14 protein-coding genes are annotated in these 17422 nt (G+C 43.3%); all 14 read right to left on the minus strand.

The annotated features are described in order from the left end of the window. Positions 1-50 precede the first annotated feature (50 nt). The 14 genes from asnB (B0E43_RS30310) to asnB (B0E43_RS30375) are packed head-to-tail and all read right to left on the minus strand — an operon-like array spanning position 51 to position 17421. Positions 51-1898 carry an asparagine synthase (glutamine-hydrolyzing) gene (gene asnB, locus B0E43_RS30310; protein WP_077349726.1) on the minus strand — a complete coding sequence of 616 codons (1848 nt, stop codon included), beginning with the start codon at positions 1896-1898 and terminating at the stop codon, positions 51-53. Continuing rightward, positions 1899-2933, minus strand: coding sequence for a glycosyltransferase (locus tag B0E43_RS30315; protein ID WP_077349728.1), 1035 nt, complete (start codon positions 2931-2933; stop codon positions 1899-1901). Next, positions 2933-3814, minus strand: a complete 882-nt coding sequence (locus tag B0E43_RS30320; RefSeq protein WP_077349730.1) for an NAD(P)-dependent oxidoreductase — start codon at positions 3812-3814, stop codon at positions 2933-2935. Before B0E43_RS30320 ends, B0E43_RS30315 begins: the two co-directional genes overlap by 1 nt. 23 nt (positions 3815-3837) lie before the next feature. After that, positions 3838-5028, minus strand: coding sequence for a glycosyltransferase family 4 protein (locus B0E43_RS30325; protein ID WP_077349732.1), 1191 nt, complete (start codon positions 5026-5028; stop codon positions 3838-3840). Beyond that, complete coding sequence (locus B0E43_RS30330) at positions 5025-6107, minus strand: peptidoglycan bridge formation glycyltransferase FemA/FemB family protein (protein WP_077349734.1); 1083 nt, start codon at positions 6105-6107, stop codon at positions 5025-5027. The genes B0E43_RS30325 and B0E43_RS30330 overlap by 4 nt, the downstream gene beginning before the upstream one ends. After that, positions 6079-7734 (minus strand): hypothetical protein, encoded by a 1656-nt coding sequence (locus B0E43_RS30335; protein WP_077349736.1) that lies wholly within the window; start codon positions 7732-7734, stop codon positions 6079-6081. Before B0E43_RS30335 ends, B0E43_RS30330 begins: the two co-directional genes overlap by 29 nt. Beyond that, positions 7731-8195, minus strand: coding sequence for a hypothetical protein (locus B0E43_RS30340; protein WP_077349738.1), 465 nt, complete (start codon positions 8193-8195; stop codon positions 7731-7733). The genes B0E43_RS30335 and B0E43_RS30340 overlap by 4 nt, the downstream gene beginning before the upstream one ends. Continuing rightward, positions 8195-9520, minus strand: a complete 1326-nt coding sequence (locus B0E43_RS30345) for a phenylacetate--CoA ligase family protein (protein WP_077349740.1) — start codon at positions 9518-9520, stop codon at positions 8195-8197. Before B0E43_RS30345 ends, B0E43_RS30340 begins: the two co-directional genes overlap by 1 nt. Positions 9521-9539: 19 nt before the next feature. Beyond that, complete coding sequence (locus B0E43_RS30350; RefSeq protein ID WP_077349742.1) at positions 9540-10955, minus strand: O-antigen ligase; 1416 nt, start codon at positions 10953-10955, stop codon at positions 9540-9542. Beyond that, on the minus strand, positions 10948-12063 hold the full coding sequence (locus B0E43_RS30355) for a glycosyltransferase family 4 protein (RefSeq protein ID WP_077349744.1): 1116 nt from the start codon (positions 12061-12063) through the stop codon (positions 10948-10950). The genes B0E43_RS30350 and B0E43_RS30355 overlap by 8 nt, the downstream gene beginning before the upstream one ends. Next, positions 12053-13183: a glycosyltransferase gene (locus tag B0E43_RS30360; protein ID WP_077349746.1), complete on the minus strand. Its 1131-nt coding sequence runs from the start codon at positions 13181-13183 to the stop codon at positions 12053-12055. Before B0E43_RS30360 ends, B0E43_RS30355 begins: the two co-directional genes overlap by 11 nt. Next, complete coding sequence (locus tag B0E43_RS30365; RefSeq protein ID WP_077349748.1) at positions 13184-14323, minus strand: glycosyltransferase family 4 protein; 1140 nt, start codon at positions 14321-14323, stop codon at positions 13184-13186. 3 nt (positions 14324-14326) lie between these two features. After that, positions 14327-15727, minus strand: a complete 1401-nt coding sequence (locus tag B0E43_RS30370; protein WP_077349750.1) for a hypothetical protein — start codon at positions 15725-15727, stop codon at positions 14327-14329. Further along, positions 15724-17421, minus strand: coding sequence for an asparagine synthase (glutamine-hydrolyzing) (asnB, locus tag B0E43_RS30375; RefSeq protein ID WP_077349752.1), 1698 nt, complete (start codon positions 17419-17421; stop codon positions 15724-15726). The genes B0E43_RS30370 and asnB (B0E43_RS30375) overlap by 4 nt, the downstream gene beginning before the upstream one ends. Position 17422: the final 1 nt, after the last annotated feature.

The raw sequence follows: 17422 nt of genomic DNA on the forward strand, positions 1-17422 counted from the left end.
ATCAAGTTTCAATTCAAAGGACTGATTGTGCAGTCCCAATACCTCGATGATTAGGATTCAAACTGGATTTTGTACCAATAGGAATTAAAAAAGAGCGAGCGCATCAAGGGATAATTGGAAACTGGATCTGTTTTAAAATCGGCTACAGCCTTTTTGATGTCCAGATATTTCATCCACCCTGATTGGAAGAATGGGTTTTGGTCCATGGTTTCCAGGTGATCTCTAAATACCGGGTTTTCCAGGAAATATTTTCCCCAGGGAATTGCCAAACCCACTTTTTCATGATTTTGAATAAAATCAGGCAATTTTTTCCCGATGGTATTCATGGAAAGCCATTTGCCTTTCCCGGAGGTGGAGAAGTATTTTGTGTCCAGGCTAAATAATCCTGTCACCAAACGATAATCCAGAAAAGGCTCCCGGCATTCAATGGAAGCGCCCATGGTGGTTCTGTCATTTTTATCGTTCAGACTGCACAGGTGTGTATGCATTTCCAGGTATAGCAATTGTCTTAAATGGTCTCCCGGAAAATACGTTTTAGCCTCTTCCAGCATTTCAACTCGATAGGCAGGCATCACATCAATAAACTCCAGGTTCAACTTTTTGATATCCCCCAGATAGAGCTCATTGGCATTTGTCATCAGTTGGAAGTCCGTATTTGGTGCACTTAAATAGCGCTTCATTTTTTTGAGCCTTTCCTGGTTTAGGTAGCGGCTGGGAATATACCTGAGCAATTGCAGGAGCTGGTAGCGGGTTTTGTTGCCAAAAACTTTGTGGCGGATATATCCTGCCATGATTTCATCGGCTCCTTCCCCTGTCAACAGGACGGTTACTTTTTTCTTGGCTTGTTTGGAAAGACCCAATAGCACGCTGTCGGTGAAATGCATCAAAGGCTCGTCGCTCACCAGAATGATTTCCTTCAGCAAATTGGCCAATTGATCACCTACGAATTCATAGCCATTGTATTCAACTCCATAGAGTTCACTCAACCGCTGAGCCAGGGCTGACTCGTCTTTTTCAAATCCAGGAAATTTCAGATTCCAGCTACTGAGATCCCCATATCCGAGATGCTGCTGAGCAAACAAAATACTACTACTGTCCAATCCTCCACTCAGCATCGTTCCGACTGGTACATCAGAAATCATCCTGAGCCTTACAGAATCGTAGAAAGTCTCCTCATACCATGCCTTAGGGTCGGAGATTTGGCCAAATTTTGATGCTTCTTCACCCAAATGATACCATCTTACTTCTTTCTCCAAGATCACCCCATCTTTCCAAACTTGGTAGTGGCCAGGAAGGAATCTCCTGACGTTTTCAAAAATGGTATTTCCCCCGCTGACATGCCTGTAAAAAAACAATTCGTCCAGTTTTGATTCATCCAGGGTCTTGGATAAACCCCAGGGAAATAGGGATTTAGGCTCGGAACCGAAGGCTAAACCATTTTCTGTTTCGGTCCAAAACAAGGGCTTAACCCCATATCTGTCTTTTGCCAAAACCAATTTTCTCTCCTGATTATCCCAAAGAGCGAAGGCAAAAAACCCATTTAAACGAGGCAAAGCATCAAGACCATAGGTCATCAATAAATATAGGAGAACTTCTGTATCCGAGGTGGTATGAAAAGCAAATCCCTTGAGTTTGAGTTCCGGGTAAAATTCCTGGTAATTGAAAATCTCTCCGTTGAATGCCAAATGATACCTTCCGCATGGGGAGTGAAAAGGCTGATTGGCTCCTTCGGAAAGATCCAGGATGGAAAGTCTCCTGTGCCCTAAGGCCACATCATTCTCAATAAATTCCCCTCCTGCATCGGGCCCTCTGTGGACCATGGAATCTCTCATAGCTCTGAGGATTTGGGGAGAAGCAGGATTTCTATTTTTATTCCAGAATCCGGTAATTCCGCACATTTATGATTTTCGGTTTACTAGTTGAGAATAGCGTTCAAAAAAGGAGGTCATATTTAACGACAAATCGCAGTTTCTTTCAATGTAATTTCTGTTTTGCCGGATTCCATCTGAAAAAGAAGCAGGATCCTGTAAGTATCTGGCAATAGCTTCGGCCAAAGCATCGGAATCTCCTATGGGGACCAGGATGCCATTTTTACCGGACTGAATAAAGGCTCTGTTGGCGGGCAGATCAGTCACGATCGGAAAACAACCGCAGGCCATAGCTTCAAAGAGTGAAGCAGAAACACCTTCTGTTTCGGGTACTGCCAGATAAAGGGAAGCTTTTGCGAGGTATCCGGGAAGCTCGAGGTTGGAGATTCTTCCTTTCCAGTCCACTGATTCCCCCAGATGGAGGCTTTGGGTTTGCTGGATCAGACTTTCTTTTTCCGATCCCTCACCCACCATGGTACATTTCAGGGCTATTCCTTTCTTTTTCAAAATCGAAATTGCTTCCAAAATCACCGCATGATGATAGATGGGATACAGACTACGGGTGACTATTGCCTGGTTTTTTACTTTTTGCTCAGGTCCGGCAAACTGGAATTTGTCCAGAAACAATCCCTTGGGTCTGACTAAAATCCTCGAAGGGGGAGCACCAGAATTGATCATCGCAAAGGTCATCACGTAGCCCCACCCATGGATCAAATCGGCTTTTCGGTAGATGGAACTTTGGAGGATGCCTTTGTACCAACCTGCAAAACCGTTTTCTGGCCAGACGTCTGAAATCCCCTGTTGGGCCACTACCCTGACTTTTGCCTTGACCAAGAGACTGAAAAAACCATAACTCGTGGCCCGCTCTGCCAAGACAAGGTCATACTGCCTTGTTGAAAAAGCGAGATTTACCAGGAATCTGAGGGCCAGGAGCATTCTGCTTATTCTTCCACCGGTTTGGGGGATTTCTTTGGTCTCAATGGAATATCCGGAAACTTTTTCAATTCCCCTGATCCAGGTTTGTGCATCAGCACGATATGTTTCTCCCAAAAAAAGAATCCGCATTAATTCAATTCTAAATGTCCCAATATCTGTCTGGGATTCCAGGCCAATTCCTTTCTTGCTTTTTGATCAGAAAAAGTCAGGGTGTGGGACAACTTGTCCAAGCGGTAGGAATTCAAAGGAAAAAAAGGCAGAAGATCTCCCAATTTTGCCAATGGCGCCAGAAGTTTTTCCGGAACCGAGCGGACCTTTTTCCCGAATTGTCCCGCAATCTCCAGATCCAATTCGGACAACTTGGGATGATAACCGTCACAGAGGTTAAAGGTCCCGGACTTCCCCAACAAGGAAGGAATCAGGGCGGCGACATCCTCGGCCAAAACCATTGATTTACGAGCTTCTCCTTTGCCCAACCGTACATAATATCCTGAACGGATAGCCTTGATGATGGCGCCAAGGTTTCCCGGAGGATTGGGTCCAGCGATCAGAGGAAGTCTTAGAATGACCACCTGAACACCGTGATTTTGCCCCCAGTCCTTTACTAATTTTTCCGCCTCGATCTTACTGTCGGCATAAGGACTTCCTCCCTTCAAGGGAAAACCCTCATCTATTTCACTGCCAGTTTCGAGACCATAAACCGATACAGAACTGATAAAAACAAACAGCTTGGGCATAGAGGTAATTCCCTTCAAGAGATTGGAAGTACCTTGGACATTTACCTCAAAAAAAGCCATCCGTTCTTTTTCAGTTTTTGGGACAATATGTGCCTTTCCAGCCGAATGGATCAGAATATCCACTTCGGGTAATTCCGGTACACCTTTCGCAATATCAATTGAAAAGTCGTTGTCTGAATTTCTTCCCAGAGTTAGGATTTCATGGGAATCACAAAGCTGTTTCCAAATCAGCTTTCCCAAAAATCCATTCGCTCCGGTAATCAATATTTTCATCTGATTGTAATTGATTTTATCTGTCAAATGGAGGTTATACCATCCAACATCTTTTGGGCGAGGTATTTTGTACCAAATTCTTTGGCTGCAATTTCTTTTGCTTTTTCGCCCATTTGAATGAGTTCTTTTTCCCTGTCTTTCAAAGACCTCACAAAATCCACCAAGGAGTCGGGGTTATTTGGATCCAATGTAAAGCCAACCTGATGCTCGTGAAGGTAATCCTTCATCCAGCCCTGCGTGGTTTGAACTACCGGAACTCCGGCTGCAAGGGATTCAAAGAATTTGTTTGGAGAAGATGTATCCCAAATGGGAGAACCTTTTAGGGGAACCAGAGATGCGGCAGCATGTTGGATAAGGCCAACAAGTTGGTTTTTAGGCATCAATCCCCATATCAGGAGATTATCCAAGCTGTGTTTTTCGATTTCAGACTGAATGAATTCTCTTTGCTGTCCCTCCCCTACCAGGAGGAATTTATATTCCGTTTCGCCCAATTCCCGGAGTTTCTTGGCAGCATGGAGTATCCAAAGGGAGTTGTTTACTTCCCCGATATTTCCGGTATATATCAAGTATTTTTTTGGCTGCAATTCTCCCCGTCCGTCGAAGGGAACAGGGGTAGAAAACAGGGGGATATTTGCGGCATTGGTCACATCAATGACCCTTGTTTTTGGGAATCGTTTTTCAATATTCTGCCGCATTCCGATCGAAAGAGCCACTACCAAGCTGGATGCTTTGTAACATCTCCCTTCCAGGGCATAAAGGATTTTTTGCAAAAACGGGCTTTTTACCAAACCCATTTCTATGGCGCCCTCAGGCCAAAGGTCCCGCACTTCAAAGACAATCTTCCGCCCTCTGATATATCTGGCGATCAAACCCGGGATTCCCACAGTGATGGGGCCAGAGGAGGCGATAACTACATCCGCCGGAGCAGTCAGTGCATACCAGGTGGAGCAAACCGCATATACGATGAACGTATAAATCCGCTTTAAAAAAGGTTGCTTGTTATCGATCCTGACATTGATGACGGTTACATCCACCCCTTCGAATTGCTGATGCTCAATAAACTTTTGGGCTTTGAGATCAGATTTGGAATAGATGGAGGTCACCACTTGGACTTGATGTCCCTGCCTGACCCACTCCTGTGCGAATTCATGGACTCGGGTACCCCAGGAGCCTTTAGGAGTGGCATAGTACTGATAGAAATAGAGAATTTTCACTTAATCAATTTCAGAATTTTGGCCGCCAAAGACTTATTCCTTTCGGCGATCCTATATCCCTTTTCAAACATCCAAAATGTGGTGGGGTTAACTATTTTCAGGAAAGAGCCCGGTGAATAAATTTCCTTGGGATTGAAGCTCATTTTAAAATCCATAACTCCTGGGCTTCCCCCTGTAGAAATGTTGTATCTATCAAATCCCATCTCAACGGATTTACAGACAGCAGCCCATTGAAGCAAGAAGCCTAAGTTTAGTTTTTTCTGGGATTTGTCGCTCCCGCCCATGATGTAGGTAAACATATTTCCGCCTATTGCGAGCCAAATTGCAGCGACTACTTCATTTTCAAATTTTGCAAGAAAAACGACTGAATTGCCCTTCAAAACTGAATCGGTCATGGAAGGGCCAATGTCTTTCCAGGATCGGATGGAATAGCTTTCCCGCTGTGCATTTTCCTCAAACATTTGATAGGCTTGCCTCACCTCATTTTCGTCCTTTGCCGATGTAATTTCAACAGGAAATTTCAGCCCAGTTTTAATGTTTCTTTTGGCCTTGCCTTCGAAATGGGCAAAGAGAATGCCCTTGTAATCCTCCTCCAAAGAAGGAAGATTTATAATATTAAAACTCTTTGGAGAATAAATTTTGCCCAGGATGTTCCCTTTTTTCCAGCCGATCATTTCCATCCTTGCAGGAATATCAGATGGGGTATCATACCCTCCCAAATTGAACTGAGCAGCAAAGCAATTAAGTTTTTTTGCCCGATTCAAAAAATGATCCAATGCTTCCCTTAAGTCGCCGGATTCTGATACAAATGGACCCCAAGGACAAACATAGGCTTTGAGAGGCCCAATTTTCACAATCAAATTCCCAAAGCCTGACAGGATTTCCCCAGCTTTATCCACTTTAATCAGGAGCTCAAAATCAAAACCGTAAGCCTGATATGAACTGAGCCAGGAGGAAGTTTGGGTAAACATTCCCAAAGGATGGGATTTTTGAATCCTATCCCACTTTTCCAACCATTTGGGAGTTTTGGTAATGATCCAGCCGAGCTCCTCAGGCAATGTTTCGGACGATCCCATCATAGTTGATAATAATTAAGTCATCCCCTTTTCTGCCGTATTCCACTTTATCCAACCCGGAGTAAAACAGGTGCATTTCCCTCAATGTAGGGTTCCAAAGTTGCTTGTTTTGGATGAGCATTGCGACTCGTTCAAAGCCTTTCTGAGCTTCCGGCCTGATTCTCCAGGAATCATCCTCAAACAATCTTCCCTGGTGGTTTTGCCCGGTATAGGCCAGATAGGTATGGGCTATTACCACACCTGCCTCAGCGGAAAATTTCTTAAGTGAATTCTCCGAAAAGGCAATTTCATAATCGCGGACGGCTAAGGTTTGAAAGGATTGGATTTGGGTTTCGGACTGGTCAGGGGAATTAAAAAACAAAGGCCCAAACCGATTGATTTCAAAAACCTGACCTGAATTTCTCAAGATATTCCCGAGGTTTTTTGGGCTTAAAAGTTCCGAGAATAGTCGGAAGCCTGAGGCAGCCGATTTCTTTAGGGCGTGCAATGATGGCCGGGATTTTAAGCCCATCAGGTTACCTCCCAGATTTAAACTTTGCCTGAAAATGGAGTCTGAAACTCTATGTTTCAGGTAACTTCTCAGGTCATTGCTTATTTTTTGTTTTACCCCAAATCTAGAATCGAGCTTTGAGGATTTACGGATTTTATCCCAGGTATAATCCAGGGGATTGATTTGGTTGAGGTTGAAAAAATTCGCATCTCCTACATCCACATAGGTCCAGATTCTTCTGATTCCTTTTTTATACATGTGGATGTACCATTCCGACCAATGTGCCAATTTTTGTTTGGTGTAATTATAGGGATGGAAACCGTGATCTATGTAGGTATCTACCGGTTGGACTCCAAGCGGGGTCTCAAAGGCCTCAAATTCCTGGTCACTGATTTCTCCACGATAACTTTGGCTTAGAGCATGGTAGGCAAGTTCATGGCCATCTTGGTCCCAGGCCTGCAATTCTTTTTTGCCTAAAGGCTCCTCAAAACTCGCATTTTCGGACTTATGGGTGTAGTCAAAAAGAAAAAAGCCTTTGGTGATTCTAATTCCAAGATTTTTAAAAAATTCCCGTTGAACTCTCAGATTTGCTAAAGTATCGAAATCAGAATGGTCGGTGATGCAAAGCGCAGGTACAAACCCAAGAGGAGTCCTGGCCCATTCTTCAACTTTTCCCTTTCCAGCAATCAAGCCGTTTTGGATGACCGTTCCGATCTGAATTTGCTGTTTGCCTAGGAAATGTTTTTGATCTGCCTGGTCAAAAACCAAAGTAGGACTTAGCATGGGATGGAAAAAGTACCAGCGCAGTACCCCTGAATCGGGTTGAAATTCCCAACATCCCGAGTTGTTTACAGCGGCTACTGTAAGTCCCGATTTAAGTTTAAGAATCTTTGGGCTATGGGAATTTGCCACCAAAAGCCCAGATCCAGGTTTTTTCCAAGTGTAATCCAGGAATCTCCAAAGCGAAATGGAATCTTCAAGTTCGATGTCAAGAAAAAACTCAGTAATCGTGATAGCCTCTTTTGTTTCAAACCTAAAGGAAAAATTCTCTTCTGACCATTCTACTTTGGATTCAATTTTATTCTGAAGGTCAAGGGTTTTTCCTTCAAGGAGAAAAGATGCCCTGCAGGCTTTGATCATTTTCTATTAATCGTAATTCTTTTGTTGAGATAAAAAATCAAAAATCGAAAGCAGGAAAGCCTTCCCATAAATTGGAAACCGGCTTTTTCGATTCCTTTGATGGAGGAGAGGTTATCGGGAGCTACCAAAATAAACACTTGGGTTTTCTCGCAATATTCATTTGCGATCTTGCGCAGGACCAATGGATAAATACCCAAACCTCTATACCGATTATCGGTAAAACAGTCTCCAATTGTGATCAAAGGTCCTTTGATGTGAAAGCTGCCCAGCAAGCGACTGCTATGAAAAACCCGGCTTCGATGAACCAAAATATCTCCGTCATGAATCCTGTATTCATTTGCCTTCTTGTCAAACTCGATCTTCCAATCACCGGAATCATTTTGAGTTCTTTCTTTTGAAGGAAAAGAAAACAACAACAAATCGATGGATTGGGATCTAAGTTTTTTTAGTTGCCTCAGCATTAATTCGGCTTATACTGATTTTCAATCAATTGAAACTTTCCAGTCTTGGCTTTGGGGAGAACTTTGACTTTTTCAAACTCAAAACGAAGGGGTTCACCAAAAACCTCCTCAAACATTTCCCGAACTCCATTTTCCCTCACATCCAGTTGATTTTTGGGTGAAATGTAAACGAGTTTAAACAGATCAGAATCCATTTGGATTACTTTAAACTGTTCAATTTCCGGGAAATGCTTCAAGACCCGAACCACAGTTTGGACGGTGATAAATTTCCCTGAAGGTGTATACAAAAACTCCGTTAACCTTCCAATGATCTCATGCAAAACCGGCAATTCGAGCCCACAGGAGCAAGTCCCAGGTTTTCCTTTGACAGCCAAATCCCCGACTTCATATCGGATCATGGGAGTGGTGAAATTGTCCAAGCCTGTCAAGACCACCCTGCCAATTTCTCCGGGTTTGACTTCTTTTCCATTTTCATCCAGAAGTTCCAAAACCAAGTGGGGAGTCATGATGTGGTATTTTCCCTCCTTACACTGGCTGGCTATCAAAAAACCCTCAGATGCTCCATAGGTGTCGAACACCTGACATGAAAAGGCCTTTTCAATGGCTTCTTTAAAATTTGGAAGCAGTTTTTCTCCCAAAGAAATCACGGATTTGAATCGGATGCCTGTGATCTCTTTTTCCAATGCTACCTTGGCAAAAAGGTAAAGACTTGATGCATAAGCAACAAAATGGTCTCGGGGATTTTTTTCCAGATGATTGAGCTCTTTCAGGATTTCTTCCTCAGAATGGCTCATAGCATTGATATAGCGCGTATTAAGCAAATAATCCTTTATTTTCTTTTCCTTTGACCGGTTCATATTTACACCGGTTTGCAGAATAGAATTTCCAAACTTATAGCCGGCCCATTCCCACCACAAAACCTGTAATGCCCGATTACTTGCCAATTCGTTTTTGTTAAAAAAAACTTTGGAAGGAGGCCCCGAGGAACCTGAGGACGTTATGGCAGTCACCCGCTTGTCCAAAGGCACTGTCAGAAAATACTCCAGATTATCACGAAACGTCCTTTTGTGGAGAACCGGAAAGGAAGCCAACCATTCATACGGATTGGTTCTCACTGGAATATTCTGCAGTCTGTAAAACTCGGATTTTTCGGAGGCAAAGGTCAGGATTGCTTTTAGTTTTTCTTTTTGAAGCGAATCCAAATCCTTTCTTTTTAGCGCAATGATTTGCCTCCATTCTTTCAGTTTCTTAAAAAAAGGAGAACTGTTTACCCCATCAGTAAGTGGAAGTATAAACTTTTCAAGTAAAAATTCAGACCGTATCACAATAAAGATTGAGTCAAATTTATTTAGTGGGTAGGAACATCTTTGTCTCTGGTATTGGCTTTTGAACACTCGGATTTGCCTTTCTTTTAGGCAATTGTACTCCAAGGAAACTTAGGCCAATCAGGGCTGGAGTCACATAGGTTCGCATCGCAGCATGAAATGTGGTATAAATTGCCACGATAAAAAGGGCTACTAGGATCCCTCTAATCATCGGGTTTGGGTGCCCCTTAAGCAGCTTCCATCCCAAATAACTAAGCAAAATAAAATATACAAATCCCAAAAAGCCATGTTCGGCCAGGAGCCTGCTTAATTCAACATGTGCTGCAGCTCCATGCATAGTTTGCCTTAAAAATCCGGAGGCACCAGCCCCTACCCCAAACAGAAAATTATCCATCCAAAGGTCAACATCTCCTACGAAGATATCCAAGCGGCCAGTTGTGACCGTATTAAAGGATTTGATTTTTGAACCCTGTAAAGTTCCTTCGGTTTCCCCTGCATACCTCAGGGATAACATGCCGTCCGTCAATTCATCCACAATAAAATAAGCAGCAGCTCCCATGAATAGGGCTGGGAGTACATATTTCCCAACCTTTGGAAGCTTGTATTTGATTTTCGATTTGAAATCGGCCGTTCGTAGGTAGAAAAGGATTATGAAAATCCCCAAAACTGCTCCCAGAATACCACCACGAGAAAAAGTCAATAATCCCTGAAATGAAAAAGCAAAGAGGATGAGGGAATCCAAAACCAAATAACCAGACAATTTCCATCTGTTGATCATCAAGATGAAAATCAACAGGGAACCCAATCCAAAAAGCGTTGAAACCTGGTTAGAACCAAATCCCCCTGACCAATCCACATTGGAGCCCAGCGCAAATTCAGTTTGGCTAAAATCCGGAGATTTAATAAAGGTATAACTCAATACTCCCAGAATGGGATAAATCATAAGTCTAAGGAGAGAGGAAAAATTGAGCTCACTGATTCTTTGCCTGTAGAAAACAATGGATACCAGAGCCACATTGATTGGCCCCAAGAGGTTAAATACCAAATCTGTGGTAGTAACCAATCCAGAAAGATCAATCAGTAGTCCAGGAATTAGACAAAGAAGCATCACCCATCCCAAATTCCCCAAAGTTTTGTACCGGATGATTGCCCAAATCATTCCAGCGCATAGCAAATATTTGCCCAGCTCATAGGGGATAAACGGAGAAGTTCGGGCCATTCTTGCCAACAACTCGAAAGAAATCAAATAGAGTAATGTTGCGAAAAGAACTGTTGGACTAGGGTTTTTTCTAATTAAATAGCTTACCGAAGTGACAATTACAACATAAAACCAAGCAATCACCGGAATAGGCGAAAAAGTTGCCGAAAACCCTAGTAGAATGTGTATCACAATCCAAACCCATGGATACTTATTTAGCAATAAAGCTTTAATCATGCGTTGGTTGATTGGAAATTAAACCAAAAATAAGGTCCATATATAAGAAAAGGAACTTCCCCCCACTGTAATTGTCCAGTATATGTTTTTGATAGATTTGACCCAAATAATTGAATTCGGCAGGGTTATCAAGCATTTTACCCATCGCTTCTGCCAGAGCCTGGCTATCTCCGGATGGAAAAATCAAACCGAAATTTCCCGGGCTCAATACTTCTTTGCACTGGCCCACATCTGAAGAAATCACAGGTAATCCAGCCAGACCATATTCCAACAGTGCTACCGGAAGTCCCTCCCTATCCGAAACTACCAAACCTGCATCCACTTCCGACATCAGCTTTGATACGTCATCAGATTCCATTTCCACGGAAATCCAGGGGCCTAAACCTTCCTGATTCACTTTATTAATCACTTCCACTTTCCAAAGAGGATCAACAGCTTTGCCTACCATCCTAACTTCAAAATCCCTGAATTTCTCAGTCAGAGTTTTTACTGCCTTTATCAAGTAAAAGTGCCCTTTCTCGCTTCTGAAATTAGCTAGATGCAGAAAAACAAACTTCTTGTTTGCCTTTTTTGGCCAGGAAATTAGCTTGGGGAAATTTGGGAGGTAAATAACTTTTCCGGATTTCCAGAATCCCTTCTCCAACCAATAATCCCTGGTGCTTTCATCCGCTGTGATTACCCTGTCGATCCAGCGTGATAAAAAAGATATTTCTCTTCGGGGGTTATTGGCTATGACTTCTTTGGAAATGCCCAAATGATCATGCCAAATCAGGCGAATAGAAGGTCGAAACCATTTGACTGCCACTCCCCAGTAAACCGAGGTCCCATGTGCATGAAGTATTTGTGCCCCAAAATCATCAAGATTTTGTAAAAGCCTTTTGAATGCCTGAATGTCAAAAGTGCTGTTCTTATTGAGAAGTTTTACCAAATGAGGCACTTGAATATGGGTGCTAAGTCCACCCAGGTGTCTGGAAACCAAAAGGACATTCGGAATACTTCTCTCTGAAAATTCATTGGCCAAATTAACCGCCATCCGTTCTGCACCACCCGTATCCAACGTATCGATTAGCTGGGCAATTCTAGGAAAGTTTTGCGTATCAGCGTTCAACTAAAACTGATTTGATCTCTTCCTGAAATTTTTCCAAGGTAAACTGACGCGACCATTCCGCCCCTTTCTGGCATTTTTGATAAAAGGCTGAGTGGTTTTGAAGATAATCCTCAATCCGATTTTTCACCAAAGTGGGATCAGGCAGCACCAAGTCGCCTCTTTCACCAAAACCAAGCATTTGTGGAACACACGACACTGCAGTTGTTATAGGCAGGCATCCCCAAAACATGGCCTCTGCCACCACTTTTGGCCAGCCTTCACTTTGGGAAATAAAAATCAGAAAATGTGCTTTCTGAAAAGCTTTTTTTACCACATCTGGTGACACATTACCGTGAAGAAAAACCGAATCCTGAAGGTTTGTTTCTTCCACAAACGATTCGAGGAATTTTCGTTCCGGCCCCTCTCCGAACAAATCCAAGCGTACAGTTCTTCCTGCTTTCTTAAGCTGAAAGGCCACTTCTGCGGAAATCATGGGTTGCTTGCCGGAATTGAGTCCGCCGACAAAAACCAATTTTATTTCTTCATTTGGACCAAGTATTCGCGGGATGAGATCCTCTTTTTCAAGTTCCGAATAGGAAGCAGTAAAAAACGGTCTGACGTTGTGACTTTCATTGGGCCATTCACCGTAGACCAAAACCTGCATCTTTTTGGTCAAGAAGGTATTACTCAGGATTTTCTGCTGAAGTCGGTAGGTTAAAGGCTGGGCACTTTTTCGATCCCAGTTACCGGCATACTTGGCAGACTTGATTTTGTTGGGAAAAAAGATTTGGACCATTGCCCCCAAGAGTCCCATGTTTCCGGGACAACGTAAATGGATATGGTCTGCTTTTTCGACAGCTCTCCAGGTCTTTGCCCAAAGCACAGGAAATTTAAGCAGAGTGCCGAGTATTTCCCGAAAGGAAAGTACGCTAAATTCTGGCACTGTCTCCAGCCTTAAGTTCTTGTGTTCGTAAGGAAGGTCTATGGGGTCTGGTTTAAGGGAGGAGTCCAAAGGGGATAATACAGTAACCTCATCCACGTGCCTAAACCAAAGGTTCATTTCCCTGACATAGGGACCATAGGCAAAAAACTTTCCATCCTGACACTTATGGACGACGTGTCCAATCACCAATAGATGCATTTAAGCCTTCAGGATCATTTGGTAAAACGCCACGTTTGTCTCGGTCATCCGGTCCAGATCAAATTTTTCCAGAGCCTTCTTTCTGGCGGCTTTTCCAATTTGAGCAAACTTTTCCTTCCAACGCAATGCTTCTTTAATCGTGGATGCAATACTTTCCGGATTATGTGGATCGCAAAGCCAACCATTGACGCCATGGTCGATCGTTTCGGTTCCGGGACCTAATACGGAAAAAATAACAGGCTTTTCCATGGCCATTGCCTCGGGAGCTACCAGACCTTGTGTCTCAACGTGAGAGGGAAAAATGCAAATTTCTGCCTGTTCATAGAATTTAGGCAAACTGTCATGGCTTACAGGGCCATGAAAATGTACCCTATTGAGCACTTCAGGATCAATTGTTTCCTTCAAAAATCCTTTATAGGATTTCCCATCCGGAAACAGCCAATCCCTGCCATAGACCTCCAAATGGATCTCAGGATATTCCTTTGCCACTAAGGGAATTGCAAGGATGAGTTGTCGGATTCCCTTTTTCTCACAGACTGTCCCAGCGAATACCAAACGAAATGGGATGGTTTTTTTGGGATCTGCAGGATAAAATTTATCGAAGGAAATCGGATTATTGATCACTTCGATTGGCTTGCCATGGTAAGAAAGAAATGATGCCGTATGGGTTTTGACATATTCAGAAACAGCCACAAAGCCGTCAGCTTTCAGAAATGACTTTTTTTCCTGGAATCCCTTCCATTTATTGACACTTCTTTTTTCGCCTTCGGCAAAAAAATGATGTCCGCCATGAAGCCGAATGATATATTTTATGGCGGGATTTTTCTTTATAAAAGCCAAAGAGAGTTCTGAGCCTTCCACAATATCAATGGCATTTTTGGCATGCGCCTCATCAATAAAATCTGAAATCACTGAAAAATTCCTCCACCACCCAATCAATTTAGCTTTGCTGGCAGGAAAGGTGACCACTCTTACCCCGTCTATCCGCTCATCTACAAATCTGCTACCGTTGATACCAACTACTGTGACTTGGTGGCCATTTTCAATTAGTTTTTTGGAGAAAGTGAGGAGAAAGGAGCCAATTCCGCCATGGATAGCACCTTTCCTGGGAAATTCAGGGGAAAGGAAACAGACGTGCATTACTTAGGCAGGCAGGACTGCTTTTTTTGTTGAAATAATGGCCTCCGCCAATTTTTCGGAAGCAGATCGAAGAGGATCAGGATCAATGATTCGCTGCAGCCAAAGCTTTCGATCGGTAGCTACCGAGTCATGCTGATTTAGAATCTTTCTGACTTGATCCAAAATTTCAGAAGGAGAGTTTGCCCAAACCACCGCGTCCCAATTTCCCATTGACCTAAAGTGCTGAAATCGGTAAATGTCATTCACCGTCCATTCTTGACCCTGTGTATGATCATAATTCAGGTATAACCCCGGACTGTCAAACCAACTGAAATCAAGTGCCATAGTGCTTCCAATATTCACAGCTGTTGCGCAATGGTAACTGAGATTAACTAAATGGGCAATATCCTCCGGAAGCGGGAAAAATTGATTCCAAAATTTTCCTTTGTTCCAGAAAGGGTTGAGATGAATGATTTCAGGATGATTGGTCAGTACCTGTTGGTATCGATCTACATTTTCCACCGGAACCTGCCTAAAAATCAATTGGATGTCCTGCTGATCTTTCAATGCGCAGGCAACATCTTCCAGATAGGCCGCATCATGAGGAGAGGTTTTGACATCACATCCCGAGAAACAAACCCAATGCTTTGATACATCCAATCCAAAACGGGCCGCAAAATCTTCTCTGGAAAGGATGGAATGGGCATTTCGGTAAAAATCAAACTGGGGGGTGCCCGTAATCAAAACCTGATTTTCCTGAATTTCGGGATAGTAGAACCGCAATTCTTCAGCCATGTGCTTGGACCAAACCGTGTAGGAATTTGCGCGAATCGGAAGTCTGGCTTTCGGAAGATTGTCCCAGGAGAAAATGGCTGTCATGGTGGAAATCCCCAAATCATCACCTGCTGCCAGTGCATAGGCTGCCCCCGAATATCGCTGGTGGGTACAAAAAAGCACATCCGGGTTGATTTCTTTCAATTGGGATTTGTATTTCTGATAGGCCTCGGTTTTTCGAAGTCTGGCGAAGTAAATACCCTCTGTAGCGACAAGACTTTGATATCCTTTGATCCGTTTTCCGACCTTTTCAGAAAGCCAAATCAAAGCTTTCCTGGCGAAACTTCCCTTTTTTTCATGCCAGTTGAGCATGATTGTCGGATTCCCGGTGATTTGTACATTATGCCTGAGTCTGGCATAGGTAGAACTTTCCCGCAAAAGCTGAACAATGAAATCTTCGGAGTAGGCTGTAAACGTTGACTGCTGCGGAGTAAATCCATTGATCTGTGCAGCGAGTTCGACCACTTTCTGATCCAACGCATGCCAGATGACTACCTCGTGGCCTTCCTGATGAAGAATCTTTAAGAGATCAGAATATAAATAGTTGCGGATCCCAACTCCGTCAGGAATTAAAAAGCAAATTTTACTCATTTCAATAGTTCAGCGGTGTTGACCCATTGCCAAAGGTAGAAGCTGTTGTCCTGTTCCCCTTTTTTGTATCGGTCCCAGATAGCCATGACATTTTTAGAATCAAACCAGTTTGTTTTGGAGGTCAGCAACTGAAGCTGTGCCTCGACCCAATCACTTAATTCAGCTCCCAGCCATTCCCGCTGAGGAGTCTGAAGGGGTCTTTTCGGTGCCAGGGCTATTTGGTCACCCAAAAACCGGGAAGCAATCTTCCGCAACAGCCATTTTTGTTGCCCATCTTTTATTTTGAATTCAACAGGTCTGGAAAAAATATACTCCACCAATCTGTAATCCAAAAACGGTTCTCTCAACTCAGTACTGAAGGCCATACTTACCCTGTCATTGAAACGTAAAGCCCTGGGAATTTTCGTATAAAAAAGATCCCGATATTGAAGATTGAGCAGTGAATCGGCAAAAGGAGTCGGATAGCTACTTCCTTCGAATTGACCGGCAAATTCCTCCACAAGTGCCTGTGGCATCACTGGAGAGGTGTTTACTCCCTGGACCAGACTTACGGAGTTTTTTAAATAATAATCATATCCGGCCCAAGCCTCATCCGAACCTTGTCCGTCCAGCAAAACCAGAATGCCTTTTTCCCGGGCAGATTTAAAAACCTTACTGTAGGCTAATGTTGGGATGCCTCCAAAAGGTTCGGCTTGCAAGCGACTGATTTGGGAGGTGAGATCAGGAACTTCGCTCGGCTGAAGCAGACAGGTATTCAGGGGATAAGGCCTGCCCTTCAGCATTTCCTTTACCCAATATATCTCATCGTAGCGCTCATCCCCGGTGAAGAATGTAAATGCTTCAATTTGCTCATTGCCTGGAAAAAGATCGGAAACCAAGGCAAGCAAAGTACTTGAATCCAAGCCTCCACTTAAATTAAACCCTACTGGCACATCGGCTCTAAATCTAAGTTTCACCGAATCCAATAATAAATCCAGGATAAATTCCTCCATCTCGGAAGGATTTACTTCTGGTTGTTTGGATAAGTTTCCAATGAAATCATACCAGGGTTTGATTTGCAGGTTTGATCCCTGGAATGTCAGAAAATGACCGGATGGAAGCTGGTGAATCCCTTCCCAGAAGGTTTCATCCGGTTGACCATATGTCCCTTTTACAAAAAATCCCGCCCATACTGAGTCTTTAGGTTTTTTGGAAATTCCTGCTTTCCAAAGGGGATTGATCTCGGATGAAAAAAGGATGGAATCCTGAAAAAAGGCATAATGAAATGGCTTCACACCAAATCGGTCCCTTGCTGCAAAAAGTTTCTTTTCCAAAGTATCCCAAATGGCAAAGGAAAACATCCCGTTAAACTGCTGAAGGCAAGCTTCTCCCCATTGGATATAGGCAAATAGAAGTACTTCTGTGTCGGATTGGGTTCTAAACGTAAAGTTGGACTCCAATTTTTTCCGGATCTCCAGGTAATTGTAGATCTCTCCGTTGAATACCAACTGGTACCTGCCATCTGTGGATTGAAATGGCTGATTGGCGGCTTCCGACAGATCCAAAATGGAAAGTCTATTATGACCAAGGGCAATCTGACCTTCGGTGACCCATTTTCCAAGATTGTCCGGTCCACGGTGGATTTGGGTTTCCAGCATTTGGGCAAGCCTAAAATCAGATGCCAAAGGGCCTACAATACCTGCAATTCCACACATA

Origin of the sequence: Algoriphagus sp. A40 (genome assembly GCF_002002735.1) — a bacterium.
Classification (GTDB): Bacteria; Bacteroidota; Bacteroidia; order Cytophagales; family Cyclobacteriaceae; genus Algoriphagus.